Source organism: Nocardia sp. NPDC003999, from assembly GCF_053604885.1.
The window spans coordinates 364,800-388,613 of sequence record NZ_JBSGIB010000004.1 but is presented as its reverse complement, the minus strand read 5'-3'; the positions used below and the strand labels follow the sequence as shown (position 1 = coordinate 388,613).

Annotated in this window: 22 protein-coding genes; 11 read left to right on the top strand and 11 right to left on the bottom strand. The window is 68.9% G+C overall.

What is annotated here, in order from left to right; genetic code table 11:
• Positions 1-363: 363 nt before the first annotated feature.
• The 3 genes from ACWESM_RS12140 to ACWESM_RS12130 all read right to left on the bottom strand — a co-directional run bounded on the left by ACWESM_RS12140 (position 364) and on the right by ACWESM_RS12130 (position 4,657).
• Positions 364-648: a hypothetical protein gene (locus ACWESM_RS12140; protein ID WP_355071546.1), complete on the bottom strand. Its 285-nt coding sequence runs from the start codon at positions 646-648 to the stop codon at positions 364-366.
• Complete coding sequence (locus ACWESM_RS12135) at positions 645-3,251, bottom strand: helix-turn-helix transcriptional regulator (protein WP_355071544.1); 2,607 nt, start codon at positions 3,249-3,251, stop codon at positions 645-647. Before ACWESM_RS12135 ends, ACWESM_RS12140 begins: the two co-directional genes overlap by 4 nt.
• A gap of 116 nt (positions 3,252-3,367) precedes the next feature.
• Positions 3,368-4,657 (bottom strand): adenylosuccinate synthase, encoded by a 1,290-nt coding sequence (locus ACWESM_RS12130; RefSeq protein ID WP_355071542.1) that lies wholly within the window; start codon positions 4,655-4,657, stop codon positions 3,368-3,370.
• Positions 4,658-4,940: 283 nt separating this feature from the next.
• Between ACWESM_RS12130 and ACWESM_RS12125 the strand changes: the two genes are divergently transcribed.
• Together ACWESM_RS12125 and ACWESM_RS12120 are read left to right on the top strand one after the other, a co-directional pair.
• Positions 4,941-5,600, top strand: coding sequence for a hypothetical protein (locus ACWESM_RS12125; protein WP_355071541.1), 660 nt, complete (start codon positions 4,941-4,943; stop codon positions 5,598-5,600).
• Positions 5,597-6,373 (top strand): site-2 protease family protein, encoded by a 777-nt coding sequence (locus ACWESM_RS12120; RefSeq protein WP_452491661.1) that lies wholly within the window; start codon positions 5,597-5,599, stop codon positions 6,371-6,373. The genes ACWESM_RS12125 and ACWESM_RS12120 overlap by 4 nt, the downstream gene beginning before the upstream one ends.
• Positions 6,374-6,684: 311 nt before the next feature.
• On the opposite strand, the gene ACWESM_RS12115 is transcribed toward ACWESM_RS12120, so the two are convergent.
• Both ACWESM_RS12115 and ACWESM_RS12110 read right to left on the bottom strand, forming a co-directional pair.
• Entirely contained in the window at positions 6,685-7,821 is a 1,137-nt protein-coding gene (locus tag ACWESM_RS12115; RefSeq protein ID WP_355072111.1) for an FUSC family protein, read from the bottom strand.
• Positions 7,822-7,893: 72 nt separating this feature from the next.
• Positions 7,894-8,337: a DUF3151 domain-containing protein gene (locus ACWESM_RS12110; protein ID WP_355071537.1), complete on the bottom strand. Its 444-nt coding sequence runs from the start codon at positions 8,335-8,337 to the stop codon at positions 7,894-7,896.
• A 1,477-nt stretch (positions 8,338-9,814) separates the two neighbouring features.
• Between ACWESM_RS12110 and ACWESM_RS12105 the strand changes: the two genes are divergently transcribed.
• Entirely contained in the window at positions 9,815-11,050 is a 1,236-nt protein-coding gene (locus ACWESM_RS12105; RefSeq protein ID WP_452491659.1) for an Rv0361 family membrane protein, read from the top strand.
• Between the two features lie 98 nt (positions 11,051-11,148).
• On the top strand, positions 11,149-12,210 hold the full coding sequence (locus ACWESM_RS12100) for a fused (3R)-hydroxyacyl-ACP dehydratase subunits HadA/HadB (RefSeq protein WP_356962832.1): 1,062 nt from the start codon (positions 11,149-11,151) through the stop codon (positions 12,208-12,210).
• Between the two features lie 10 nt (positions 12,211-12,220).
• Here the strand turns inward: ACWESM_RS12100 and ACWESM_RS12095 are convergent, their stop codons facing one another.
• A complete protein-coding gene (locus tag ACWESM_RS12095) occupies positions 12,221-13,687 on the bottom strand; it encodes a DUF4185 domain-containing protein (protein WP_452491657.1) in 1,467 nt (488 codons plus the stop codon).
• A 283-nt stretch (positions 13,688-13,970) separates the two neighbouring features.
• Between ACWESM_RS12095 and ACWESM_RS12090 the strand changes: the two genes are divergently transcribed.
• Together ACWESM_RS12090 and ACWESM_RS12085 are read left to right on the top strand one after the other, a co-directional pair.
• Positions 13,971-14,369 carry an excalibur calcium-binding domain-containing protein gene (locus ACWESM_RS12090; RefSeq protein WP_364424663.1) on the top strand — a complete coding sequence of 133 codons (399 nt, stop codon included), beginning with the start codon at positions 13,971-13,973 and terminating at the stop codon, positions 14,367-14,369.
• Positions 14,370-14,403: 34 nt separating this feature from the next.
• Complete coding sequence (locus ACWESM_RS12085; protein ID WP_364424665.1) at positions 14,404-14,730, top strand: excalibur calcium-binding domain-containing protein; 327 nt, start codon at positions 14,404-14,406, stop codon at positions 14,728-14,730.
• On the opposite strand, the gene ACWESM_RS12080 is transcribed toward ACWESM_RS12085, so the two are convergent.
• Both ACWESM_RS12080 and fbaA read right to left on the bottom strand, forming a co-directional pair.
• On the bottom strand, positions 14,727-15,845 hold the full coding sequence (locus ACWESM_RS12080; RefSeq protein WP_355071526.1) for a BTAD domain-containing putative transcriptional regulator: 1,119 nt from the start codon (positions 15,843-15,845) through the stop codon (positions 14,727-14,729). The genes ACWESM_RS12085 and ACWESM_RS12080 overlap by 4 nt on opposite strands.
• Before the next feature lie 31 nt (positions 15,846-15,876).
• On the bottom strand, positions 15,877-16,911 hold the full coding sequence (gene fbaA, locus ACWESM_RS12075) for a class II fructose-bisphosphate aldolase (protein WP_452491654.1): 1,035 nt from the start codon (positions 16,909-16,911) through the stop codon (positions 15,877-15,879).
• Between the two features lie 298 nt (positions 16,912-17,209).
• Here fbaA and ACWESM_RS12070 point away from each other — a divergent pair, with 298 nt between their 5' ends.
• Both ACWESM_RS12070 and ACWESM_RS12065 read left to right on the top strand, forming a co-directional pair.
• Positions 17,210-17,866: a DedA family protein gene (locus tag ACWESM_RS12070; RefSeq protein ID WP_355072109.1), complete on the top strand. Its 657-nt coding sequence runs from the start codon at positions 17,210-17,212 to the stop codon at positions 17,864-17,866.
• Between the two features lie 5 nt (positions 17,867-17,871).
• The gene (locus ACWESM_RS12065) at positions 17,872-18,570 is read left to right on the top strand and encodes a DedA family protein (protein ID WP_355071523.1); all 699 of its coding nucleotides are present in this window, start codon (positions 17,872-17,874) and stop codon (positions 18,568-18,570) included.
• A gap of 7 nt (positions 18,571-18,577) precedes the next feature.
• Here the strand turns inward: ACWESM_RS12065 and ACWESM_RS12060 are convergent, their stop codons facing one another.
• From ACWESM_RS12060 to ACWESM_RS12050, 3 genes are all read right to left on the bottom strand, one after another.
• Positions 18,578-19,663, bottom strand: a complete 1,086-nt coding sequence (locus ACWESM_RS12060) for a glycoside hydrolase family 76 protein (protein ID WP_452491791.1) — start codon at positions 19,661-19,663, stop codon at positions 18,578-18,580.
• Positions 19,664-19,934: 271 nt separating this feature from the next.
• On the bottom strand, positions 19,935-20,627 hold the full coding sequence (locus ACWESM_RS12055) for a TrmH family RNA methyltransferase (RefSeq protein ID WP_452491652.1): 693 nt from the start codon (positions 20,625-20,627) through the stop codon (positions 19,935-19,937).
• Between the two features lie 37 nt (positions 20,628-20,664).
• Positions 20,665-21,000, bottom strand: a complete 336-nt coding sequence (locus ACWESM_RS12050; protein ID WP_356962841.1) for a DUF4190 domain-containing protein — start codon at positions 20,998-21,000, stop codon at positions 20,665-20,667.
• A gap of 92 nt (positions 21,001-21,092) precedes the next feature.
• Here ACWESM_RS12050 and ACWESM_RS12045 point away from each other — a divergent pair, with 92 nt between their 5' ends.
• The 3 genes from ACWESM_RS12045 to ACWESM_RS12035 all read left to right on the top strand — a co-directional run bounded on the left by ACWESM_RS12045 (position 21,093) and on the right by ACWESM_RS12035 (position 23,766).
• On the top strand, positions 21,093-22,463 hold the full coding sequence (locus ACWESM_RS12045) for a sensor histidine kinase (RefSeq protein WP_397276319.1): 1,371 nt from the start codon (positions 21,093-21,095) through the stop codon (positions 22,461-22,463).
• Positions 22,460-23,113 carry a LuxR C-terminal-related transcriptional regulator gene (locus ACWESM_RS12040; protein ID WP_452491651.1) on the top strand — a complete coding sequence of 218 codons (654 nt, stop codon included), beginning with the start codon at positions 22,460-22,462 and terminating at the stop codon, positions 23,111-23,113. Before ACWESM_RS12045 ends, ACWESM_RS12040 begins: the two co-directional genes overlap by 4 nt.
• Before the next feature lie 74 nt (positions 23,114-23,187).
• Positions 23,188-23,766 carry a Uma2 family endonuclease gene (locus ACWESM_RS12035; RefSeq protein WP_364424675.1) on the top strand — a complete coding sequence of 193 codons (579 nt, stop codon included), beginning with the start codon at positions 23,188-23,190 and terminating at the stop codon, positions 23,764-23,766.
• Positions 23,767-23,814: the final 48 nt, after the last annotated feature.

Here is a 23,814-nt window from a genome sequence, read left to right as displayed (position 1 = left end):
CCGTCCGATGAATTCGTGTACTTCGCTTCATCCCTCTGAGCGAGACATCGGCAGCACCCGCCGATCCAGAGCGAAAGCGCCACCACCCCCTCCACCGCACACGACTGGGCTGTGATGCGCGATTTCATGCGCGGCGAGACGCTGCGGCCCGAGGACTGGTCCGGCGTTCCCACTCTGGTGACCGCAGGCGGCAAATCCGACGCACTGCGCCGGAAGGGAGCCCGCGCCATCGCCGCGATACTTCCCGACGCCGTTTTCCGGGAGATTCTCCGGCTCAGCCATAATCCGAACATTGGGTTGCTCGCCCCGTCGCCGGTTCGTTCCGCACCGGCGCCGATCAGCCCGCCGGCTACTACGCGCGGCTCAGCGCAAGGGATGCGCGCGGAAGAATTCGCACGCGTCCCCGGTGATGTAGCCGTCCTCGCAGCCGAAGTACGTCTGGATGCAGGCGTTCGTCGAGCAGCCGAGTTCGATCAATTTCTGCCTGATCCGGGCGTTGCGCTCCTGCGTCGTCTCGGTCTTCGTCGCCACTGTCGCCGAGGGACGCGCGGAACTGGTGACCGGTTGCGGCTGTCCGTCCGAGCACCCGGCGGCCAAGACCAGACCCGCCGCCGTGGCAGCGATCACCGCGGCCGCTCGCAGCGTCATTTTCCGCTCCCGGACTCTCCGCGCATCAGCGCGCCCAGGGACTCGCGATCGGTGACGTCCATCTTGATGCAGGCCCGGTAGAGATGGCCTTCGACGGTGCGCACCGAGACGGTGAGCCGGTCGGCGATCTGCCGGTTGGACAGGCCCGCGGCGACGAGGTTGGCGATCTCCCGTTCCCGCGCGGTCAAGGGCAAGGGTTGTGCGGCCTGCCGCAGCGCGGGGGTGCTCGCTCCGCCGCAGGCGGCGGCGAGCCGGTTGGCGGTGGCGGCGGACTCCAGCAACTTGCGCCGATCCCCGGCTCGCTCGTGGGCCGAGGCGGCCTGCGCCGCGGCGTCGGCGGCCGACAACAGCGCGCCGATGCGCTCGAATTCGGCGGCGACCGAGTCCAGCCCGGGTCCGTCGTGGTCGGCGAGCGCCACCGCGTGCCGAGCCTGCGCCTGTACCAGCCGTCCTTCCACTCGCTCGGCCAGTTCCGCCAGTCGTCCGGAGACGGAATGGTCGCCGAAGCGGGCCGCGGTGTGCAGCGCCATGGCCTCGATGGCGTGCTGATGCGAGCGTGCGGCCGCGTCGGCGGCGCCCACCGCGATGCGGATGGCAGGCGTGACGGTTCCTTCGGCGGCGGCCAGCCAAGCGCGCGCCACTTCCAGCTGCGGTTCGTACACGGCACTGTGCCTGCCGCCCCGTGCGGTGGCGTGCGCGATCGACTCGGAGGCGTCGCCGGCCCGCCCGAGCGCCGAATACGCCTCCGCCAGACGGATTCGCGCGGGGAACATCCACGCGGCCGCGCCCTCCGCGGCCAATGCGGCCAGCGCCTGTTCCAGATTCTCGATGCCGTCCAGGAACCGGCCCTGCGCCACATCGACGGTCCCTTGCAGGATCTTCGACATGCCCCAGGCCAGATACTGGCCCGGCGAGGAGTAGCCGACGAATGCCCCGGCGCAGCGCCGAGCGGCCTCCAGATCGCCGGCGAAGGTCAGGGCGAGCACCTCGGCGTGCGTGGACATGAAGCGGTTGAGCCCGTCGATGTGCGCTTCCACCTCGTGCCCACGGGCCGCGTACTGCCTGGCCGCTTCCCCCTTGCCCATCAACGCCGACGCCAGGCCGCCGCCGAACGACGCCCACCACACCGCCCACGGCGGTGCGCCGTCGGCGGACATCACCGTCTCCGCCTCGGCGATCGCGTCGTCGACCCGGTTCTCGTTGACCAGACTCGCCGACGCCAGGCCGGTGAAGATGGCCGCGATCTTCGGATGCCGCACCTTCGCGCGCACCAGCTTCAGCACCTCGTCGGCGCGATCGGCATCGCCCATGGCCCACAACAGGTTCGCCACCCTGGTGCTGCCCCAGCGCGCCAGCTGCACCTCGTCGAGTTGGTCGGGGTCGAAGCTGGCGAGGGTGCGCTCGGCCTCGATCCGGTGCCCCTGCCACAGCAGGGCGCGCGCCAGCAGGTCGGCGGCCTCCACGCCGCCGCGCCGCTCCACCGCTGCGCGGGCGAAGCGCTCGCCCAGCGGCAGATTCGCCAATCCGATCGCGTCGGCCGCCGCCGCCTCGAACAATTCCAGATCCGCGGATTTATCACTGTCCAGCGCCAATTCGGCCAGGCGGATGCGGTCGGCGGCGGAGTTTATCCGGCGGTCCTTCAGCGACGAATACAACCTGCCGCGCAAACGCCGCGCCGAGGCGATGCCGAGCCTGCGGCGGATCACCTCACCGAACAGCGGGTGGTTGTAGCGCACGATCAGATCTTGGGAATTCTCCACCACCCGGATCACCCCGCGCGTTTCGGCGGCTTCCACCGCGTCCTCGCCCGCCAATTCGGCGAGGACGTCGAGATCGATCGGTTCGCAGAAAGTCAGCAGTTCCAGCACCCGCAGCACCGGCTCGGGCAACTGCTCGACGCGGTCCTCCAGCAGCGCGGCCAGCTCCGAGGTCACCGCCGCGCGCCCACGCAGTTGCCACACGCCGTTGACCTGACGCAGCGTGCCCGCCTCCAGCGCACCCTCCACCAAATGCCGCAGGAACAACGCGTTTCCGGCGGAGGACTCCCACATCAGATTGGCGGTGAACCCCTCGAGTTGCCCACCGAGCATCGATTCCACCAGTTCGACGCTCTGGCGCTGGGTGAACGGGCGCAGGTCGATGCGCGTCAGATGGCCGTCTTTCCACAACGAGGTGACCGCGTCCGGCACCGGGACTCCGCTGCGCACGGTGACGACGATGTGCGCGGCTTTGTCGATGGCCAGTTGCAGCAACAGCGTGGCGGAGAGCTGATCCAGCAGATGCGCGTCGTCGACCCCGATCACCGTGTCCCCGTCGGCGAGCAACGCCTCGCGCGCCGCCGACATGAACGTGACCGGATCGTGCGCCGTATAGACGCCGACCATATGTGCGAACACCCCCAGCGGAATGCTGCGCGCCGACTCGGTGCCCGCCACCCAGCGGACATTGCCGCCGATCGCGGAGGTGGCATGCCGGGCCAGGGTGGTCTTGCCCACCCCCGCGTCACCGGTCAGTACCACGCCGACGTGCCCCGGACCGGTCAGCGCCGCACGGATCGCCTCGAATTCGCTCTCGCGCTCGATCATCGGCCAGTTCCGAGCCATGCTCTAACTGTAGTTCTTCACCGATCATGATCGAAGCCGAGCGAGCACGATAGATGTGGCGAATTTCTGGTGATCTTGCCGAATTTCCGCTGGCCCACGCGGAATTCGAACAGGTTCTAGTCGAGTACGTCGTGCCGGACGATGGTCTGATCCCGGCCGGGACCCACGCCGATGCAAGAAATCCTGGCGCCGGACAGCTCCTCCAAACGCAACACGTACGCCTGGGCGTTGGCGGGCAGCTCCTCGAAGGTGCGCGCGCCGGAAATATCCTCCCACCAACCGGGCATTTGCTCGAAAATCGGCTTCGCGTGATGGAATTCGGTCTGCGTGGTCGGCATCTGCTCGACTCGCTCGCCGTCGATCTCATAGGCGACGCAGATCGGCACCGTCTCGAGACTGGATAGAACGTCCAGTTTGGTGAGGAAGTAGTCGGTGATGCCGTTGACCCGGGTGGCGTAGCGCGCGATCACCGCGTCGAACCAGCCGCAGCGGCGGGCGCGCCCGGTGGTGACACCGACCTCGCCGCCGGTCTTGGCCAGGTAGGCGCCGAACTCGTCGAACAGCTCGGTCGGGAACGGTCCGGAACCGACCCGGGTGGTGTAGGACTTCAGGATGCCGAGCACCGTGTTGATCTTGTTCGGTCCGATGCCCGCGCCGACCGCCGCGCCGCCCGAGGTCGGGTTCGACGACGTGACGTACGGGTAGGTGCCGTGGTCGACGTCGAGCAGGGTGCCCTGCGAACCCTCCAGCAGCACCGTCTCACCACGCTCGAGCGCGAGGTTCAGCTTCAGCCTGGTGTCGGCGATCCGGTGCTTGAAACTGTCCGCCTGGGTCAGCACCTCGTCCACCACCTGCTGCGGATCCAGCGCGCGGCGGTTGTAGATCTTGACAAGCACCTGGTTCTTGAACTCGAGCGCCGCCTCGACCTTCTGGGTGAGGATCTTCTCGTCCAGCACGTCCGCGACGCGCACGCCGACGCGCGCCACCTTGTCCTGGTAGCACGGCCCGATCCCGCGGCCGGTGGTGCCGATCTTCTTGTTGCCGAGGAAACGTTCGGTGACCTTATCGATGGCCACGTGGTACGGCATGATCAAGTGCGCGTCGGCCGAGAGCAGCAGCCCGGAGGTGTCGACGCCCCGCTGCTCCAGCCCCGCCAGCTCGTCCAGCAGCACGCCGGGATCCACGACGACACCATTGCCGATGACATTCGTCACGCCCGGGGTCAGGATGCCGGAGGGGATCAGGTGCAGGGCGAAGTTGTCGCCGTTGGGCAGCACCACGGTGTGACCCGCGTTGTTGCCGCCCTGATACCGGACCACCCAGTTCACCCGACCACCGAGCAGATCGGTTGCTTTGCCCTTCCCCTCGTCGCCCCACTGGGCGCCGATCAGGACGATTGCCGGCATGGTCGTGTCTCCTACGGTTCGACAGGCAACACTGGTGTGTTGCAGCTACCTGCCGTACTGAGGCGGTGGCCGGAAGCACAGTCTAGCCGACCCGTCCCCGGCGGCATCGCAGCGCATCTCGTCGTAGGCTCGACAACCGTGTGGTCGCGGCCGGGCAGGGCTAAGGTTGCACGGCACGCCGAGCGGCAGCGCGGCGGGCACGGGCGAGCCGCGGCTCGGGTTCGCCCGCCAATGGCGAGGGGCCCGACGGTGTCGGCTCGAACCGAGGAGGGTGTACGGCAGCTTGAGTACCCATGTTCTCCGCTGCGACGGCGCCCCCGTACCCATCGCGCTCGCGGCGCTGCCGACCACCCAGACGGCCGCCATCCCCGATCCCGCCGTGATCGACGAGTTGCTTCCCGTGCTGGCCGCCGACAGCCTGCCGCGCCTGATCGTGCTGGGTGAGGACGCCGCGCTGGCCGCGGTGCTCACCCATCTGATGCGCACCGAGCGCCTGCACGTGGAGATCGGGTACGTGCCGGTCGAGAAGACCTACGCCGCACGCGCCTACCAGACCGGCACCGGCAACGCCGCCGCCAAGCGCGCCATCGGAGGCAGCGCCGTCGAGACGCCACTGGTTCGCGACGACACCGGCAAGGTGCTCGCGGGCCGGGCGGTGATCACCGGCATCGGCGGCGAGCGGCTCGAGGGTGAGGCTTATGTCGACGACACCCTGCTGTTCTCCGGTGACGTGACGGCCATGCTCGTCTCGCCGTGCCTCGAACCGCCCGGGGTGCGGGCGGCCGTGCGGCGAAGGTTCCGCAAACGGCGCTGGGTCGAGGGGCGAGCGGCGCAGCTCGGCACGCCAGGCGCCATCGTGACCAGGGACGGCGTCCGCACCGATCGCCCGGTGCCGCGCTCGAGTTTCTACCGCCATCACGAACCCTGGCTGCTGGTGCGATGAGTTTCCCGACCAACCGCAGAGCGCGTGCGGTCCGGCCGAGCCCGGTGTTCCTGCTCGTGGTGGTCGTGACCGCGGTCGGCGGCGCGCTGGCCTGGGACGCCCCGCTGGACTCCACCAGAGCCAAGGCCGGTGTGTTCGTCCTCGTGGTCTTCGGTTGGGTGGTCTCGCTGTGCCTGCACGAGTTCGCGCACGCGTACTCGGCGTGGCGCGCGGGTGATCGCGAAGTGGAGTTGCGCGGCTATCTGACGCTCAACCCACTGAAGTACAGCCATCCGCTGCTGTCGATCGTGTTGCCGATGGTGTTCATCGCGCTCGGCGGGATCGGCTTGCCCGGCGGCGCGGTCTACGTGCACACGCACAATGTCGCGCCGCGCACGCAGCGGATCATCAGCGGCGCGGGGCCCGCCGTGAACGCGTTGTGCGCGGTGTTGCTGCTGGCGACCGTCCGGATCTGGGGCAGCTCGGCCACTCATCCCGCGTTCTGGTTCGGCGTCAGTTTCCTTGCCTTCCTGCAGATCACGGCGACTCTGCTGAATCTGATCCCGCTGCCGGGACTGGACGGCTACGGCGTCGTCGAGCCGTCACTGAGCTACCAGACCCGGCGCTCGCTCGACCAGTTCAAGCCGTTCGGCATGTTGATCCTGTTCGCGCTGCTGTTCACGCCCGCGATCAATCAGGTGTTCTTCGACGCGGTGTACGCGCTGTTCGAACTGTCCGGTGTTCCGTCGAATTGGTCGCGCTACGGCGGCTACCTGACTCGGTTCTGGACCTGATCTCCGGCGACTCGCCGTACACGTGGGCGCGGGACCGCCCGGTCGGGTTGCCGGGCGGTCCCGCTTCTTCGCCGCTTCCGATCCGCCCCCCTTCCGGCTGCCACACCCCTTGGCCGGAAGGTCCTTTCGTCCACGTGCGAAGTGGTCGACCGCGATACCCCGCGACTCGCGGTCACATCGCAAAACTACGGCGGGATGACGCGCGGAACCCGAGTAGCGGACTACCCGAAGATCGAACTTCGGGCGCGCCGCACCGGAATCGGACCACGGTGGCAGGCAAGAATGTCCGAATACCGCTGAGTAGTAGGGCTTCAGACCTCGGGCCGCACGTAGGGGTTCTTGACCGTCGGCGGCAGCAGGGCAATCGCCGAGATACGTTGCACGCCGCACACCTGCATCAGGTCTACCAGCGTCGAACGTACCTGCGCGAAGACGACGTGCGCCGAAAGGCCCGCGCCGGTTACCAGTTCCGGGCGCGCGCCCTTCGCGACCGAGCGCAGTACGCGGGCCGCCTCGGCGCGGTCGGGTTGGTCGCCGGGGTCGGCCAGCATCATCCGGCGCACCACGTCGACGGCCTGGCCCAGGCGCTCCACCTCGTCGATCAAACCGGGGTGGAGGATTTCGTCGTCGCGCACCAGAGTCAGCGAGCGCCGCAACAAGACTCGGGTGTTGCGGATGGCGTTGTCCAGCGGATCCGCCGTGGCCCTGATGCGTTCGAGCCGGGGACGGGAGTTCCAGTACAACGGCGAGATCCGGCTGATCTCGCGGCCGCCTTCCAGGGTGGCGCGCAAGGAGTCGATCTGCGGCTGAGTGGCGCGCATCGCGGTGAGCGCGCGGTGCACCTTCTCCGGATCCTGTTCGAGCAGTCCGTCGGCGCATTCGGTGATCGATCTGCCCATCACGGCGAGGATGTCCCCGGCGAGCGTCCGCGCCCTGCGCACTGGATGCAGGGGGATCGCGGCGACCACCACCACGCCGACCAGTCCGCCGACCAAGGCGTCGATCATGCGGGAGAGACCGCCGCCCGCCGAGGGCGGCAGCAACGTGGCGACCAGCACGGCGGAGCCCGCCGCCTGCACGGTGATGACCGGACCGCCGTCCAGGAACACCGCCGCGGCCATGGCGACCGCGACCACCAGCGCGATCTGCCAAATGCCGGTGCCCGCGTGGGAGATGAACAGATCGCCGATGCCGATGCCGACCGCGACCCCGACCACCAGTTCCACCGAGCGACGCAGCCGCGCGCCGAAGGAGATGCCCATCGACACCACGGCGGCCGTCGGCGCGAAGAACGGCAGCGCGTGGCCGATGACGTGATGCGCGAGGAACCAGGCCAGCGCGGCGCCGACCGAACACTGGATGATCGGCAGCGCCGACCGGCGCAGCCGCGCCCACGAGGTGCGTAGCCTCGCCATGCCGCTCGCGCGGGCCACGCCGAACCGGGACATCGGGTCGAACGCACCCGTCACCCGGCCGCTACCTACCATCGAATCGCTACGCGGTGCTCCGATCACTACGACTCAGTCGAGGCCCAGCTCCGCGGCCGCCTGAGGGTCGCAGTCTTCCAGCAAGTCGAGGCAGCGAGCGTACTCGTCGGTCTCGCCGATCACCTTGGCGGCGCGGGCCAGCGCGCCGACGCTGCGCAGGAAGCCGCGATTGGGTTCGTGGCTCCACGGCACGGGACCGAAGCCCTTCCAGCCGTTGCGGCGCAGTAGATCGAGGCCGCGGTGGTAGCCGGTGCGGGCGAACGCGTACGCGGCCACGATGTCGTGGTTGACCGCCTCGTCCTGGGCTTCGCCACGAGACAGCGCCGCCTCGGCGAGGTGCGCCCAGGCGATCGAGGCGGCCGGGTGCTCGGCCGCCACCCGCACCGGATCGGCGCCGTCGAGGAGCGCGTCCTCGGCGTCGGAGAGTTCTGGTAGCAATACCGGTTGCGGTCCGAGCAGGTCACCGAACGAGGTCATGCGGTTCATTGTGCACCGCACGACGGTTTGCTCGACAGGCGACCGCCTCGCCTCCTCGTCACGGCGTAGGCCGAACACGGAGGTCAGGTGACGGGCCGGCATTCGTTCGGCTCGACGTGGGCTGATGCCGGACCTCGCCGGGCCGCGCCCATTAGGCTGGCCGTCGAGTTCAAACAGTTCCGCTTAGCGAGGGGTGTGCGTGTCCGACCCGAACGACGAGAAGAGCACGGCGCGAGACAGCGCCGGACCCGCCGACGCCGCCGGGGCCGACGCACGCCCCGAGGCCGCCACCGAACGTATCCCCGCCTCGGGCAAAAGCGGTTCCGCTTCGTCGGCTGCCCCCACCGAGCGCATCGCCAAGGCGCAGCGACCGGGTGCGACGCCGTCCGGCGGCGCCGCAGCAGCCGCCTCGGATGCTGCCGCGGCGAGATCGAAGGCCGGCGCGGGCGCCAGTAGTCCAGCCCCTGGCGGCCAACCGAAACAGGCTCCCGGTGGCGGTCCGGTCCCCGGGAAGGACGCGAACACGGCCAAGGCGGGCACGAAACCGGCCAACGGTCCAGCGAGCGGTACGAACTCACCGGCTACGAATCCATCGGCTTCCAATGCGAGCGGCTCCGCACCCGCGGGTCCCGCGCCACAGGTTTCGACGCAGTCCGGAGCGTCCGGCGGTCCGAAGACCCCCGGCAACCAGGCGAATGCCACCAACCGGCCCGCAGCCGCGAGCCCCCGAGCGGCCGGGACCCCGGCTGGGTCCAACGCGACCAGTGGGACCAGCGCCGAACGCACACCTGCCGCCGGTCCCTCGAGCGCGGCGAAGGCCGCTGGGGCGGCGTCAGCAGGCGGTACCGGTAAGCCGAACCCCCCTGCTTCTGCCGCGCCGTCCCCGGCGGGGCAACCAGCCGCGAAACCACCTGCGGGGCAAGTCGCAGCCAGCCGTAACACACCGCCGCCCTCCGGCCCGGCCGCATCGAACGCACCCGGCGCCAAAGGCACAGCCCCTTCCGGTCCAGCGAACACCCCGGCAGGGAAACTCGGCGGCGCAGCAGCACCCAATGGCCCGGCCGCATCGAACCCGCCCGGCACCAAAGGCACAGCGCCTTCTGGACCGGCGAACACCCCAGGGAAACTCGGCAGCACACCAACGCCCTCCGCCCCGGCCGCATCGAACACGCCCAGCACCAAAGGCACAGCCCCTTCCGGACCGGCGAACACCCCAGGGAAACTCGGCAGCACACCAACGCCCTCCGCCCCGGCCGCATCGAACACGCCCGGCACCAGAGACACAGCTCGTCCCGGACCGGCGAACAGCCCGGCAGGGAAGGTGGGCGGCGCACCGGCACCCTCCGGGCCAGGCACATCCAGCTCACGCCCAGCATCGGGCACCGATGCGGAAACGGCCGCGCCCGAGCGCGAGTCCGCGCCGGAGACCGGCGGTAGCGCCTCGAAGCCTGGTTCCGCTCCGGACCAGTCGCGCACCGTGGTGATCAAACGGGATCAGCTTCCGTCCGGTGCGGCCCCCGCGAGTGGGTCCGCTTCGAAAGACGCACCGGCGCAGCCGGATCGACCAGCGACGGACAAGGCACCCGCCTCCGGCGCGAAGGCAGGACCGGCGGCCGCCTCGAAGAACGCGGCGACGGCCGAGACGACCCCGGGTACGCCGCCCGAGACCGCCGGTGCCTCTACTCCGCCCGGTGGCAAGCCTGAGGCCGAGACCGCCGCGATCCCGGGGGGCGGCGAATCCGCGACCGTCGTGATACGCAAGCCGTCGGCCGGACCGGCTCCCGCGCCGGAGCGGACCGGCGAATCCACCCCGGCCGAGGCGCAGAACCCGCCCGGTTCGGATGACGTGACGATGGCGATGCCGGTGGTCGGCCTGGACGACGCGAAGACCGTCGCGTTGCCCATCCAGCGCCCCGGCGACGGCGGCAGGCCGGGCACCGATCGCGTGGTCACTCCACCGGCGGGTCCGGTACCGGTCACCAAGCCGCCGAGCACGCCGCGTCCGGCTCCCGGTCCCAAACAGCCCGGCCCGCACGGCCCTGCCGCGCCGCCGCAGCACGGACCCGGCGTCGAGGACACCCGCCCGTCGCCGCAGCGTCCCGGCGGCAGACCGCGACAGGTGGCGACCGCGCCGTCCCCCGCGGACGTCCAGCAGACCGTGCCCGCGCAGTCGATGGGGGGTCCGCGTGCGCCGCAGACCCGGCCCGTCGCGCCGCCGCAACGGATCCCCCCTGCTTCGCAGGCCGCCGGTGCGACCGCCACCGGTCCCACTCGGCCCGATCGACGGCTGATCGTGCTCGGCGCGGCGGCCGTGGCGGTGATCGCGCTCATCGCGGTGATCGTGTCGCTTGTCACGATGTCCGGCGACGACTCCCCCGAGGCTCAGGTGCGCAGCGCCATCACCAGCTACACCGACGCGCTGAAGAGCGGCGATCTGGACGCGCTCCGCTCCACCACCTGCGGTCCGCTGCACGACTTCTATCAGGGCATTCCGAGCGACCAGTTCGCCGGCGTGCACAAGTTGTCGATGGAACGCAAGAACATCCCGGTGGTGGACAGCATCGACGCCATCCGCATCACCGACGCCACCGCCATCGCCCAGGCCACGGTGTACACCGAGGCCGACCCGGCGAAGCGGTCCGCACGCACCTTCGACCTGCAGCGCACCGACGACGGATGGAAGGTCTGCGATCCGCCCTCCAGCAGCCAGTAACCACCTGGCAGCGTGATAGCCGCCACGCATCGATGCCGGTCACACACGTCACACTCACCTGGTCAATGGTCCGGTCCGGCAGTAGCATGGCCGGGATCATGAGCAGGGAGCAGACGATGGCGCGGCCGGATATCGATGTCGTCCCGGTGACGCCGATCGGACAGCGATTCCGGGTGCGTGACCACTACGAGGTCGGCCGGGAGAAGGTCCGGGAATTCGCCCGCGCGGTACAGAACCACCACGCGGCGCACCAGCACGAAGCCGACGCACGCGCGCTCGGGTATCCCGGGCTCATCGCGCCGCCGACCTTCGCCTCGGTGATCGGGATGACCGGGACCAGGGCGCTGCTCGACACGGTGCTCACCGAGTACGACCTCTCCCAGTTCCTGCAGACCGATCAGGTCTTCGAGATCTACCGGCCGATCCTGGCCGGCGACCGGATGCGCAGCGAGATCGTCATCGAATCGATCCGCCAGTTCGGCGACAACGACTTCATCTTGGTGCGCTTCACGCTGAGCAACCAGCACGGCGAGGTCGCCATCGTCGGGTCGACCACGATCGTCGCGCGCCGCGGAGCCGAGGTCGACGACACGCTCGACGACATCGTCGAGAACGTCATGATGCACGGGCGCCCGGTCGAATCCCGGAGTACCGACCCCGCGCACAACGATGTGCTGGTGTCGCTCGGCGTCAGCCCGTTGGTGGAGCCGGTCGAGCACGAGTCCACGCCCGTGCACACGCTGCCCGCCTTCGACGAGCTTGCTCCTGGCGATCAGCTACCCGACCGTGCGTTCCAGCTGACCCGCGGCGACCTGGCGAACTACGCGGGCGTGTCCGGCGACGCCAATCCGATCCACTTCAGCGACCACGCCGCACAGCTGGCCGGGCTGCCGACGGTGGTCGCGCACGGCATGCTGACCATGGGCTTGGCGGGTGACTATCTCACCTCGTGGCTGGGCGATCCCACCGCGATCCAGAAGTTCAGCGTGCGCTTCTCCGGCTTCGTTCCGGTCGCCGCCGACGCGGCGGGCACGGTGGAGTTCACCGGCCGGATCAAGTCGCTGGACGCCGCCGCGCGCACCGCGACCATCCTGCTCGGCGGCTCGTCCGAGGGTCGCAAGCTGTTCGGTCGCGCGCTGGCCGAGGTCCGGCTCCGCTGACCCGAGCGGCTCACTCGCCGACGACCGAGTGCATCAGGTACACGTTGTAGTCACTCCAGGTCGACATGGTGAAGTAGAGATCCCTACCCGAAGACCACGGGTGGATGAAGCCTCCGTACAGCTCCGGATAGCTCAGCGCCGACACCGTCGGCGTGCTCTCCGACCACACGCCCTGCGGTGTGTCCGCCTCGCGTACGACCAGCGCCGCCTTCGTCGTGTCCAGATAGCTCATCTGCCAGACCTCGCGGGCGGCGTCGTAGCGGACCGACAGTTCACCGACAGGACCGTCCACGATCGGCGTGGCCGAGCCGAAGCCACCGACGGGGGTCCAGGCGCCATCCCGCCAATACTGGTAGGCGGTGGTGTTGAGCAGCTGGTCCTCGGGCACCCGAGCCAAGCCCACCGCGCCCAGGCGGGTGTTGGGCGTGCCGAACATGTAGACGTAACCCCCGTGCGGCACCATCGCGCTCACCTGGAAATTCGCCAGCCCGAAGATGTTGTCCCAGCGCGCGTGCGGGTCCTTCGTCCAGGTCTGGCCGTGATCGTCGGAGTAGGCGATGCCGCCGTAGTTGGTGAAGAAGGTGCCGGGCAGGCTGTTCCAGGTCCGAATGGACATGTAGCTCAGATACTGTCGCTCGCCCAGCGCGAAACCCGAGGTGGGAATGGTGGTGACCTCGACATTGTCGAGTTTGCGGCTGGAGAGCACCTCGGCCGCGTGGCAGCGGTCGTCGGTCACCATGCGGTCGAAGGTCACCCCGTCGGCGAGATCCCGGTCGGTGCTGAAGGCGAGGACGTTGCTGCGCCAATCCAGCCCCATGCCACCCGGCGGATGGAAGCCGCGCCCGACGGTGTCGCCGAACGCGGTCGCGATCTCGCCCGGTGCGCTCTCCCACATGATGCCGAGGTCGGTGCCGTCCACCTGCCAGCGTTTGTCGGTGCGGTTCACCGAGTTCGCGCCGGTCAGCTTCGCCACCTCGCGAGCTGGGCCGAGCCGCGGCGCGGGGCGAGCCGGTGACTGCGCCGCGGGCTCGATCGGCGGCCGCACCGGCGCGGGTGGTGGGGGCACCTGACCGGGGTCCGGGCCGGGGCCGGGGATCGCGAAGTGGAACGGTTTGGGATTGAGCAGGATTTCGGGGATCCCGAGCTGTCCGGCGAGACTCGGTGGCGCGCCGGGCAGATCGGTGAGATCCGGGCACGGATTCGCGCAGGGATCCGGCGGGAGCTCCATCCGCGTTCGCTTCGGCGCGGATTCCGGCAGCTGTGGCGGGAGCACGGTGATCACCGGATAGGGAATCGGCACCTCCAGCGTTTTCGGCACCAAAGGCTCGTGGGTCGCCACCGGGTCGGTCGCGCACGGACCCACTCCCGCGAGAGGGCTCGCCGCTTCGGGCGCGGCGGCGGCAGGCCCGTCGGCGTAGACGAGCATTCCCGCGCCGACCACGATCGCACCGACCGCGGCGAGCATTCGCATCGCCATAGCAAACCCCTCGAAATCCATTGCGGACACGAATCTTGCGAAGACGAACCAGCGGAACGACCCTACCCCGTTCGCCTTTCGAAGGCTGTCAGAACGACACGCCCAATAAATAGGACAAAATTGCTTCATTTGCAAGGTGAAACGCCCCGGATTTGCTAGCGTCCATTTCGCGACGACTCCAGTCGGGGAGAGTGGCCGCACGGAGCAGACTCCGCGCCATAGTTCGAAACCTTTGCCGCCGTGCATGTTCCATCATGCCCGGCCTTGACCAAGAACGGATCACATGAAGAACCCACTCCTGCGCGCCGTGCTCGGCATCGGCTCCGCCGGTGTGCTCGCCACCGCCGTTGTCACCCTCGGCTCGCCCGTCGCGGCGGCAGATCCACTCACCGACCTGCTCTGCGGTTCCGGATCCGCACAGTTCTGCCCACCGCAGGCGGCACCGCCGCAAACTCCGCCGCAGCCGAGCAATCCGCCGGCCCCGAGCAATCCGCCGGCCCCGAACAATCCACCGGCCCCGAACAATCCGCCGCCGAACAACCTGCCACCGCAAGCGCCCCCGGGTCCCTACTACAAGAACTGCACGGAGGTCCGCAACGCCGGTAAGGCCCCGCTGCGGCGTGGACAGCCGGGTTACGCCCCCCACCTGGACCGGGACAACGACGGAATCGCTTGCGAGTGAGGCGCGCCGGACGATCCGGGAGCAGGATGGAGACGTGACCAAGTCAGTTCTCCGCGTCGCACCCGTGATCGGGGCGGCGCTGCTGGCGGCCGGAGCGTGCGCGCTCGTGCCGTCGGCGGCGTCCGCCGTCCCGCCCCCGGCCGTCGCGATCGCCGGACCGCACGACGACCATCCGATCCCGCACAACCGATCCGGGCCGAAGGGGGACAGCGAGCGACCCGAAGAACCCGCCGAGCGGTCGCCGAAGATCTACACCGACTGCGACCAGGTGCGCGCCGAGGGCGCCGGGCCGCTGTACCGCGGGCAGCCCGGCTTCAACGCCCAGCTGGACCGGGACGGCGACGGGATCGCCTGCGACTAGTGCAGCGCCTGGAAGGTCAGGATCGTCGCGCCGATCCGGATCAGGTCGCCGTCGGCGAGCAGCACGCCGCTGTCGATCGCGTCGTCGTTGACGTAGACGCCGTTGGCCGAATGCAGATCCTTGATGAGCAGACCGGAGCGACTCGGCATGATGTGCGCGTGATAGCGGCTGGCCCGCGGGTCCTCCAGCACCAAGTCGTTGTCGGTCATCCGCCCGATACGCAGGCCGCCCTGCGCGATCGCCACCACGCGACCGTCCGGCATCCGCAGCTGACCGCTGCGCACCGCACGCGGCACCTCGGTGACCGTCTCGGTCATCGCCGCGGCCAGGCGCTCGACCTGCCGGAGTTCGACCGTGCTCAGCGGCTCCTGCCGCAGCACGCGCTGCTCCAGGTCGATCAGCGCCGGCCCCGGGTCGATGCCGAGCTCGTCGGCGAGCACGCCGCGCACCTTCCGGCACGCCTCCAGCGCGTCCGCCTGCCGTCCGGACAGATACAGCGCGGTGATCAACTGGCCCCACAGCGGTTCACGCAACGGGTGCTCGTTGGTCATCGCCACCAGCTCGCCGATCACCGAGGACGCTCGCCCGCAAGCGATCTCGGCGTCGATCCGGGCCGCCGCGGCCAGTAACCGCTCCTCGTCCATGGCGGTGGCGAACCCGTCGGCGAACTGCAATCCGGCCAGATCGGCCAGCGCCCGGCCGCTCCACTCGCGCAGCGCGGAGCCGAACAGCTGCGCCGCCCCGGCGTGATCACCCGCCTCGGCGGCACGGGCGCCCGCCTCCCGCGCCGCTTCGAAACGTCCCAGATCGCACGCGGTCTCGTCGATCTCCAACCGATAGCCCGACGACTCGGTGCGCAGCACCGTCGCCGGGTCCACCCCGGAATTACGCAGCGCCTTGCGGATGTTGGAGACGAAGACCTGCAGGCTGGCGGCATAGGCGTCGGGCGGTTCCTCGTTCCACACCAGATCGGCGAGCGCGGCCGACGACACCGCGCGCCGCCGATTCACCGTGAGCGCGGCGAGCAGAGCTCGCGGTTTGGGCCCGCCGACGGCCACCGGTTCACCACCGACGAGCAGCCGCACGGGCCCGAGCACGCGCACATCCAAACTCATGTGCACCAAGCCCCTGACGGGTGTATCAGGGTCAGGCGCTGATCGAGCGTCCGGCCGAGTGCAGGTCGTTGCACGCCTCCACCACACGCGCCGACATCGACGCCTCGGCCTTCTTCAGGTAGCTGCGCGGGTCGTAGGCCTTCTTGTTGCCCACTTCGCCGTCGATCTTCAGCACGCCGTCGTAGTTGGCGAACATGTGCCCGGCGACCGGCCGGGTGAACGCGTACTGGGTGTCGGTGTCGACGTTCATCTTCACCACGCCGAAGCGCAGCGAGTCCTCGATCTCGGACTTCAGCGAGCCGGAACCGCCGTGGAAGACGAAGTCGAACGGCTGCGCGTCGGCGCCGAGGCCGAGCTTGGCCGCCGCGACGCGCTGGCCCTCGGCGAGCACCTCGGGCTTGAGCACCACGTTGCCCGGCTTGTACACGCCGTGCACGTTGCCGAAGGTGGCCGCGAGCAGATACTTGCCGTTCTCGCCCGCGCCAAGGGCGTCGATCGTCTTCTGGAAGTCCTCCGGCGAGGTGTAGAGCTTCTCGTTGATCTCGGCCTCGACGCCGTCCTCCTCACCGCCGACGACACCGATCTCGACCTCGAGAATGATGTTCGCGGCGTGGGTGGCCTTCAACAGCTCCTTGGCGATCTCGAGGTTCTCGTCGATCGGAATCGCGGAACCGTCCCACATGTGCGACTGGAACAGCGGGTTCTGGCCGGCGTTGACCCGCTCCTGGGAGATCGCCAGCAGTGGACGGACGAAAGTGCCCAGTTTGTCCTTCGGGCAGTGGTCGGTGTGCAGCGCGATGGTCACGTCGTACCTGGCCGCGACCACGTGCGCGAACTCGGCCAGCGCCACCGCGCCCGTGACCATGTCCTTCACACCCTGGCCGGAGCCGAATTCCGCGCCGCCGGTGGAGAACTGGATGATGCCGTCGCTGCCCGCGTCCGCGAAACCCTTGATGGCCGCGTTGATCGTCTCCGACGACGTGCAGTTGATGGCCGGGAATGCGAAGGAATTGGCTTTGGCCCGACCGAGCATCTCGGCGTAGACCTCCGGAGTCGCGATGGGCACTGTAAGACCTCCGTGTTGTGCGGCAAAGACCTATTTTGTCAGCCTTCACCCTAAGGCAGCGGTGTTTCGCCTGGTATGCAGGGAGGGAGTGCGCAGTTGACCCGCCGGTAATTTTGCGCACAGCACGAGCTTTTTCAGGTGGAGCCGGTACTGTGGGGCCGGTAATTTGCGCTGGCAGCTTCCGACGCGGTGGCAAGCGATGCAGGCCAGCCGTATCGGGACAGGAGGCCACGTGATTCTGCAGGCAGCGACAGAATCGGTGACGAGTAACCTCGCGTTGACCGAGTTGCTCGATCCGATGCACCTGCTCACGGAGACGTGGCTGAAGGACGCGGTGCTGCCGGCCATCCTGGTCATCGTCTTCATCGAGACCGGCTTGCTGTTCCCGATCCTGCCCGGCGACTCGCTGCTGTTCACCGGCGGCCTGCTCGCCGCGCAGCCGAATCCGCCGGTGTCGATCTGGGTGCTGGTGCCCGCCGTCGTCCTGGTCGCGTTCGCGGGAGACCAGTGCGCGTATTGGATCGGCCGGGCGATCGGGCCCGCGCTGTTCCACAAAGAGGACACCCGTTTCTTCAAGAAGCACTACGTGACGCAAACGCACGAGTTCTTCGAAAAGCACGGGCCGAAGACGATCATCCTGGCCCGCTTCGTGCCGATCGTGCGCACCTTCATGCCGGTGCTGGCAGGTGTCTCCAAGATGGACTACCGCAAGTTCGTCGCGTTCGACATCGTCGGCGCGCTGCTGTGGGGCGGCGGTGTCACGGTGCTCGGCTACTTCCTGGGCAACGTCGCGTTCATCCGGGACCACGTCGAGGCGATCTTCTTGCTCATCGTCTTCGTGTCGATCCTGCCCGGCATCAGCGCGGTGGCGAAGAAGCTGCTCGGCCGCAATGCGCAGGCGCAAGAGCAGGCCGAGGCGAAGCTGCCCGCCTCGACCAGCGAGTCCACCCGCTGAAGCCGGTGACGACGGAATCGTCGCCCCTAGCCGTGGGCAGTTTCGATCCGCTACTGTCGGCGGGCCCCGCGCTCGTCTGGACGGTGGTGCTGACCTTCGTTTTCCTCGAGTGCGCGGTGATCCTCGGGCTGTTCTTGCCCGGTGACTCGATGCTGATCACCGCGGGCATCGTGATGGCGTCGCACGCCTCGGGTGAAACGCACGTCTGGGCGCTGTCGGTGGGCGCGATGGTCGCGGCCATCGCGGGCAATCAGGTCGGCTACGTCATCGGGCACCGCACCGGACGACACCTGGTGGCCAGGAAGAACGGCAGATACATCAACGTCCGCAACCTGCAACGCGTCGCGGAGCTGCTGCATCGGCACGGCTTCGTCGCGGTGCTGATCGCCCGGTGGATCCCGTGGGTGCGCACCCTGTGCCCCTCGGTAGCAGGCGCCGCGCGGATGGACCACCGTAAGTTCACAGTCGCCAGCACGATCGGCGCGATCGTCTGGGCGCCGGTGCTGTTGCTCATCGGGTACTACGCGGGCAGCTTCCTGCAGCGCGTGCAATGGCTGATGCCGATCGTGATCGGCACGCTGGTGGTGGGCCTGATCATCGGGACGGCGCTCGGCGTGCGGCACTACCGGCAGGAGATGTCGCAACCCGCCGAGGACTTCGCGCTGGAAACGGCTCCGAGCGCCGTGCTGGAGCCCGAGGGCTGATACTCGGTCACAGCCCAGCGGCGCTGACCTGGTAGGCCGCCTCCATGAGCAGCCAGCCGGACAACTGCACCGACATGTCGCGTCCCGGCACTTTCGACGAGGTGACCGAGCCGCCGGAGGTGAGGTAACCAGCTCCCGCGCTGCCGCCGGGCAGTCGCGCGGGCTTGCTCCAGTCGTGCCCGAACAGTGGCTCGCCCTCGACTTGCAGCCGGTTCGCCCACGCCGCCTCGGCGGACGCGGTGACGATAGCGGCGGCCGCGCGGCGGTCGGCGATTTGCTGGGCGTCCTCGCCCGGCAGCATCACCGCGACCAGCGCCAGGTATCGGGCCAGGATGCCGTTGAACAGGCCGCCGTCGCCGCCGCCACCACCGTCGACCACACCGTCGGTGGTCATGTGTTCCTCGACGGCCGCGAGCAGCCGGGACACGCGTTCGGTATGCCTGGGTTCGCCGGTCTGCACGGCGAGCTCGGTCTCCAGGCCGAGCGCCACACCCTGGCAGTAGCTGAACACGGGACGCTCGATCTCGCCGGAGGGTAGGTGAATGCCATCCAGGATCAACCCGGTCTCCGGATCGCGCAGGGTCGCGTCCAGCCAGTCGGACATCTCCTGAGCGCGTTGGACGCGCCCGAGGCGCAACAGCGCGATCGCGGCAGGACCGTTCGCGGGCGCGTTGAAGTAGTCCGAGCCGATGCGCCAGGGCAGGCCGCCGCCGACCTGCGGCTGCCAGCCGTCGTACAGCTGCTTCTCCAGCGCGACCAGCGCACTGCGCACGTCGGTGCCCTGGGTGCGCTCGGCGCGTTCCAGCGCGATGGCGAGCCAGGCCATGTCGTCGTAGTAACGGTTGGTCCAGCCGGTGATGTTGCGGATGCGGTGTGAGCGCGCCAGCGCGGCGATTCGCCTGCGGCGCAGCGGAGTCGGCGCCCGATTCGCGGCGTCGGTCGCGCACTCGATCAGATGCGCCTGCCACCAGTAGTGCCACGCGCCGAAGATTCGCTCCCGCTTGGTCGCCGGCCAGCCGACCACACCGAGTTCGGTGCCAGGGAGCGCCCACAGCGCGCGCAGATGCCGGGAGATGATCGACGATTCGGCCATATCGGCCCGTTCGGACCACAGCGTCGCCGGCGCGACGGCCTCCCGGCCCGCCGGTGCCCGGCCGGTCGGCGGACGCGGTGCCGCGGAGCCCGTCTCGGCGTGCTCCACGCTCGGCACCTCGATATCGTCGCTCCGCGAGGTCATGGGTCAATGGTGCCAGGCCAGAACGCATTTATGCGCCCGATTTGTTACGAAAGCGATGTGGAATCGTGCCGGTGGGCTTCCGGGGGCGAAGATCGCCAGCTCAGACGATCGTGCGCGGGTCCGGCGCTCACCATGCGGTCGCCGGATCGGCGTGTTGCCGGATCCAGGCGTGCATGGCGATCCCGGCGGCCACGCCCGCGTTGATGCTGCGGGTCGAGCCGAACTGCGCGATCGACACCGTCATCACGGCGGCCTGCTTGGCATGGTCGGTGACACCGGGGCCTTCCTGGCCGAACAGCAGTAGGCACGCGCGCGGCAGCGTGACCGTCTCCAGCGGCACCGAACCCGGCACATTGTCGACGGCGACCACGGTCAGGCCCGCGCGCTCACTGAACGCCAGCAGTTCGCCGATGTCGGCGTGGTGGCGGATGTGCTGGTAGCGATCGGTCACCATGGCGCCCCGGCGATTCCAGCGCCGACGCCCGACGATGTGCACGGCCGCGGCGGCGAAGGCGTTCGCCGTGCGGACCACCGTGCCGATGTTCGCGTCGTGCCCGAAATTCTCGATCGCGACGTGGAACGGGTGCCTACGCCGGTCGATATCGGCCACGATGGCCTCGCGGCTCCAGTAGCGGTAGGCGTCGACCACGTTGCGGCGGTCGCCACCGACCAGCAGTTCGGGATCGAGGCGCGGATCATCCGGCGGCGGCTCGGCGTGCTCGCTCGCCCACGGACCGACGCCGTTGGGGTGCTCGCCCCACTCGGTCGGGCCGGGTAGATCCTGCTCCGCCGCGTCCGGCGCTGGGTGACTCACCTTCATGATGCTAATTCCGGGCACCGCGCCCGCGACGCGTGGCTCAGTAGCCGGACGAGCTTCCCGCGAACACGCCGACCAGGGCGAGCACCAACATCAACAGCAGGAACAGCAGGCTCACGCACAGCAGCCCGGTCGCGATGATGCCGCAGATGTATCCCGCGTTGACATTCCCCCGGCCACCGATGGTTCCACCGGACGCGTCGATCTCGTTGAGCGCCCGCTTGCCCATCACCCACGCGAAAGGTCCGATGAACTGACACAGCACGAGACTCAGGATGCCCAGGATCAAGATCGTGGTGGATTGCGGGTGGTCCGGTGCTCCGTAGGCCCCATAGGCTGGATAGCCGTACGGCGGCGGCTGCGGCGGGTAGCTCATCAGCAGGATCGTAGTAGGTGTGGCTGCCTACACCACTTTTTCGGCGGTCGGCTCCATCGACCCCCGGAATCGCCGCGACCACCATGGATTCCATGACCGAGACACACACCGAACCGACCCTCGTGCTCGACGCGCCGGCCAGTGCGCCGGAACCGGAAGAGCATGTCCTTCGATCGGTCCTGCTCGCACCCGTGCGCGCCCGGTTCTGGAAGGAACTCGTCTACGTTCTCACCGTTTTCGTGCTTGGCTGCCTGGCCGTCGCCTACCTGTTCCTCGGCTTCGGCGGCGGGCTGTATCTCGCGATCACCGTCATCGGCCTGCCGGTGCTGGCAGGCGTGCTGCTCGGCGGACGGCTGTGGGGCCGGATCTACCGCGCCCTGGCCAAAGATCTGCTCGGCATCGTCGTCGCGCCGCCCCCGCCGTTCGCACCCGCGTCCGGCCTGATCGGATTCTTCCGCAGCGCCTTCACCGATCGGGCGGCATGGCGAGCGGCATTGTTCCTGCTCGCGCAGGCGGTGCTCGGCGTCGCGGTGGGTTACCTGGTGCTCGTCGCGGTGGCGATGACCATGTTCACCGCGCTTTCCCCGATCCCATGGGCACTGATCCGCCCGACGAATGTCGACGAGAACGGTGTCGAGCACCAGTCGATGGTCCAGTTCGGCGGTCTCTACCTCGACAGCTGGCCGAAAGTGCTGGCGTTCGCACTGGTGGGAGCGCTCGGCTGCCTGGCGCTGCCCTGGCTGCTGCGCGGCGTCTGCTGGTTGCACGGGCTGTTGACGATCGCGCTGCTCGGCGCGACGACCCGCGATCGCCGAGTGACCGAGTTGCAGGAGAGCAGGCGCACCGCCGTCGAGGACTCCGCGGCCACGCTGCGCAGACTGGAACGCGACCTGCACGACGGTACTCAGGCCAGACTGGTCACCATCGCGATGGCGCTGGGCCGTGCGGAGGATCGGCTGGCCGCGGGCGGCGATCCCAGCGACCTCATCGCCGAGGCGCGCGCGGGTTCCAAGGAGGCGCTGACCGAACTGCGCGAACTGGTGCGCGGAATCCACCCGCCCGCATTGGAATTGGGGCTCGGACCGGCGCTGGAGACGCTGGCGGCGCGCTGCTCGGTGCCGGTGCAGCTGCGGGTGCATCTGCCCGAACGGCCCACTCCGGCCATCGAAGCGATCGCGTATTTCTCGGTGGCCGAATTGCTGACGAACGTGGTGCGGCACGCGCGGGCCACCAGCGCGTGGGTCTCGGCGCTGCCGGGTGACGGGCGGACGATCGCGGTAACAGTGCGGGACAACGGTATCGGCGGCGTGATGACGCCCGTCGACGGCGCGCTCGGCGCGGGCAGCGGGTTGTCCGGCCTCGCGGCGCGGGCCCGCACCGTGGACGGGACGCTGACCGTGCACAGCCCGGCCGGTGGGCCGACGGTGGTGACGATTCTGCTGCCGCTGGCGGGGTCACGATGAGTGACGGACTACGCCTCGTGATCGCCGAGGACAGCGCCATCCTGCGCGACGGGCTCGCCGGGCTGCTGACCGAACGCGGCCACGAGGTGGTCGCCATGGTCGGCGACGCGACCACTCTCGCCGACGTGGTCGGCACACATAACCCCGATGTCGTCGTGGTGGACGTGCGGATGCCGCCCAGCTACACCGACGAGGGGCTTCTGGCCGCCATCGAATTGCGCCGCAAATACCCGATGACCGGCGTACTGGTGTTCTCCCAGTGGGTCGAGACCCGCTATGCCACGGAATTGCTGGCCGGTGGCGCGAGCGGCGTGGGCTACCTGCTCAAGGACCGGGTCGCCGACGTCCGTGACTTCGTGGACGCGCTGCACCGCGTGGCCACCGGAGGGACCGCGCTCGACCCGGAGGTGGTGAGTCAATTGATGGGCGCCTCACGTCAGCAGGATGTGCTGGCCCGCCTCACCCCGCGGGAACGCGAGGTGCTCGAGCTGATGGCCCAAGGCCTGTCCAACAGCGCCATCGCCGCCGCCCTGACCGTCACCGAGCGGGCGGTGGAAAAGCACATCGGCAATATCTTCCTCAAGCTCGACCTACCGCCCTCCGACACTCACCACCGCCGCGTCCTGGCGGTATTGCGACTCAAGGGCTGACGACGCTGTGGTTTGTCGGCACGTTATGCCAGACTGGCCCCAACGCGGTATCCGTGCGGGGAGGGGAGGAAGCGATGACCGTCGACGTGAACTGGCCTGATCATCTGCTGACCCTGGAGGACTGGATTGCGCTGCCGGAGGACAGCAGCCGAAATTACGAGCTTGTCGAGGGGGTTCTGGTCGTGTCACCGAGGCCGGTCTTGCGCCATCAATTCGCGGTCTGGCAACTCGCGGCGCAAATCCACCCTCAACTACCGAAAGAGCTTGCTGCGGTAGGCGAGGCGGAGTTGGTAGTCGATCCGGTGCAACCCCCTACGGTGCGCGTGCCGGACGTCTTGGTCATCCGCCGCAAAGCGCTCACGGACGATCTCGCACGCGTTCATCCCGAGGATGTGAAACTCGCCGTCGAAATACTGTCGGCCGGTTCCCGGCGAACCGATCGTGTCACCAAGTTCTTCGAGTACGCCGACGTCGGCATCGAGCACTATTGGCTCATCGACCTCGACGAGCCGGCCAGCCTCAGCGCCTACCGACTGATCGACAGCGACTACGAACTCGTCGCCGAGCGATCGGGCTCGGTAACAGTCGAGCTGGCCGGAACTCCGGTCACGATCGACCTTATCGCCCTGTCCAGCGATTATCCGGGCGAATAGCGCCGCACCGCCGAAGGCGCCGGGCCTATCCTGGAGGTCTGGCACTCG

Excerpts from the sequence above, each read along its gene's own strand:
- ACWESM_RS12115 (WP_355072111.1), bottom strand. The coding sequence starts at position 7,821 with ATGTCCCGGTTCGGCGTGGCCCGCGCGAGCGGCATGGCGAGGCTACGC.
- ACWESM_RS12095 (WP_452491657.1), bottom strand. The coding sequence starts at position 13,687 with ATGGCGATGCGAATGCTCGCCGCGGTCGGTGCGATCGTGGTCGGCGCG.
- ACWESM_RS12055 (WP_452491652.1), bottom strand. The coding sequence starts at position 20,627 with ATGAAGGTGAGTCACCCAGCGCCGGACGCGGCGGAGCAGGATCTACCC.
- ACWESM_RS12130 (WP_355071542.1), bottom strand. The coding sequence starts at position 4,657 with ATGCCGGCAATCGTCCTGATCGGCGCCCAGTGGGGCGACGAGGGGAAG.
- ACWESM_RS12100 (WP_356962832.1), top strand. The coding sequence starts at position 11,149 with ATGAGCAGGGAGCAGACGATGGCGCGGCCGGATATCGATGTCGTCCCG.
- ACWESM_RS12140 (WP_355071546.1), bottom strand. The coding sequence starts at position 648 with ATGACGCTGCGAGCGGCCGCGGTGATCGCTGCCACGGCGGCGGGTCTG.
- ACWESM_RS12070 (WP_355072109.1), top strand. The coding sequence starts at position 17,210 with ATGCACCTGCTCACGGAGACGTGGCTGAAGGACGCGGTGCTGCCGGCC.
- ACWESM_RS12035 (WP_364424675.1), top strand. The coding sequence starts at position 23,188 with ATGACCGTCGACGTGAACTGGCCTGATCATCTGCTGACCCTGGAGGAC.
- ACWESM_RS12090 (WP_364424663.1), top strand. The coding sequence starts at position 13,971 with ATGAAGAACCCACTCCTGCGCGCCGTGCTCGGCATCGGCTCCGCCGGT.
- ACWESM_RS12050 (WP_356962841.1), bottom strand. The coding sequence starts at position 21,000 with ATGAGCTACCCGCCGCAGCCGCCGCCGTACGGCTATCCAGCCTATGGG.
- ACWESM_RS12135 (WP_355071544.1), bottom strand. The coding sequence starts at position 3,251 with ATGGCTCGGAACTGGCCGATGATCGAGCGCGAGAGCGAATTCGAGGCG.
- ACWESM_RS12110 (WP_355071537.1), bottom strand. The coding sequence starts at position 8,337 with ATGACCTCGTTCGGTGACCTGCTCGGACCGCAACCGGTATTGCTACCA.
- ACWESM_RS12045 (WP_397276319.1), top strand. The coding sequence starts at position 21,093 with ATGACCGAGACACACACCGAACCGACCCTCGTGCTCGACGCGCCGGCC.
- ACWESM_RS12120 (WP_452491661.1), top strand. The coding sequence starts at position 5,597 with ATGAGTTTCCCGACCAACCGCAGAGCGCGTGCGGTCCGGCCGAGCCCG.
- ACWESM_RS12040 (WP_452491651.1), top strand. The coding sequence starts at position 22,460 with ATGAGTGACGGACTACGCCTCGTGATCGCCGAGGACAGCGCCATCCTG.
- ACWESM_RS12080 (WP_355071526.1), bottom strand. The coding sequence starts at position 15,845 with ATGAGTTTGGATGTGCGCGTGCTCGGGCCCGTGCGGCTGCTCGTCGGT.
- ACWESM_RS12060 (WP_452491791.1), bottom strand. The coding sequence starts at position 19,663 with ATGGCCGAATCGTCGATCATCTCCCGGCATCTGCGCGCGCTGTGGGCG.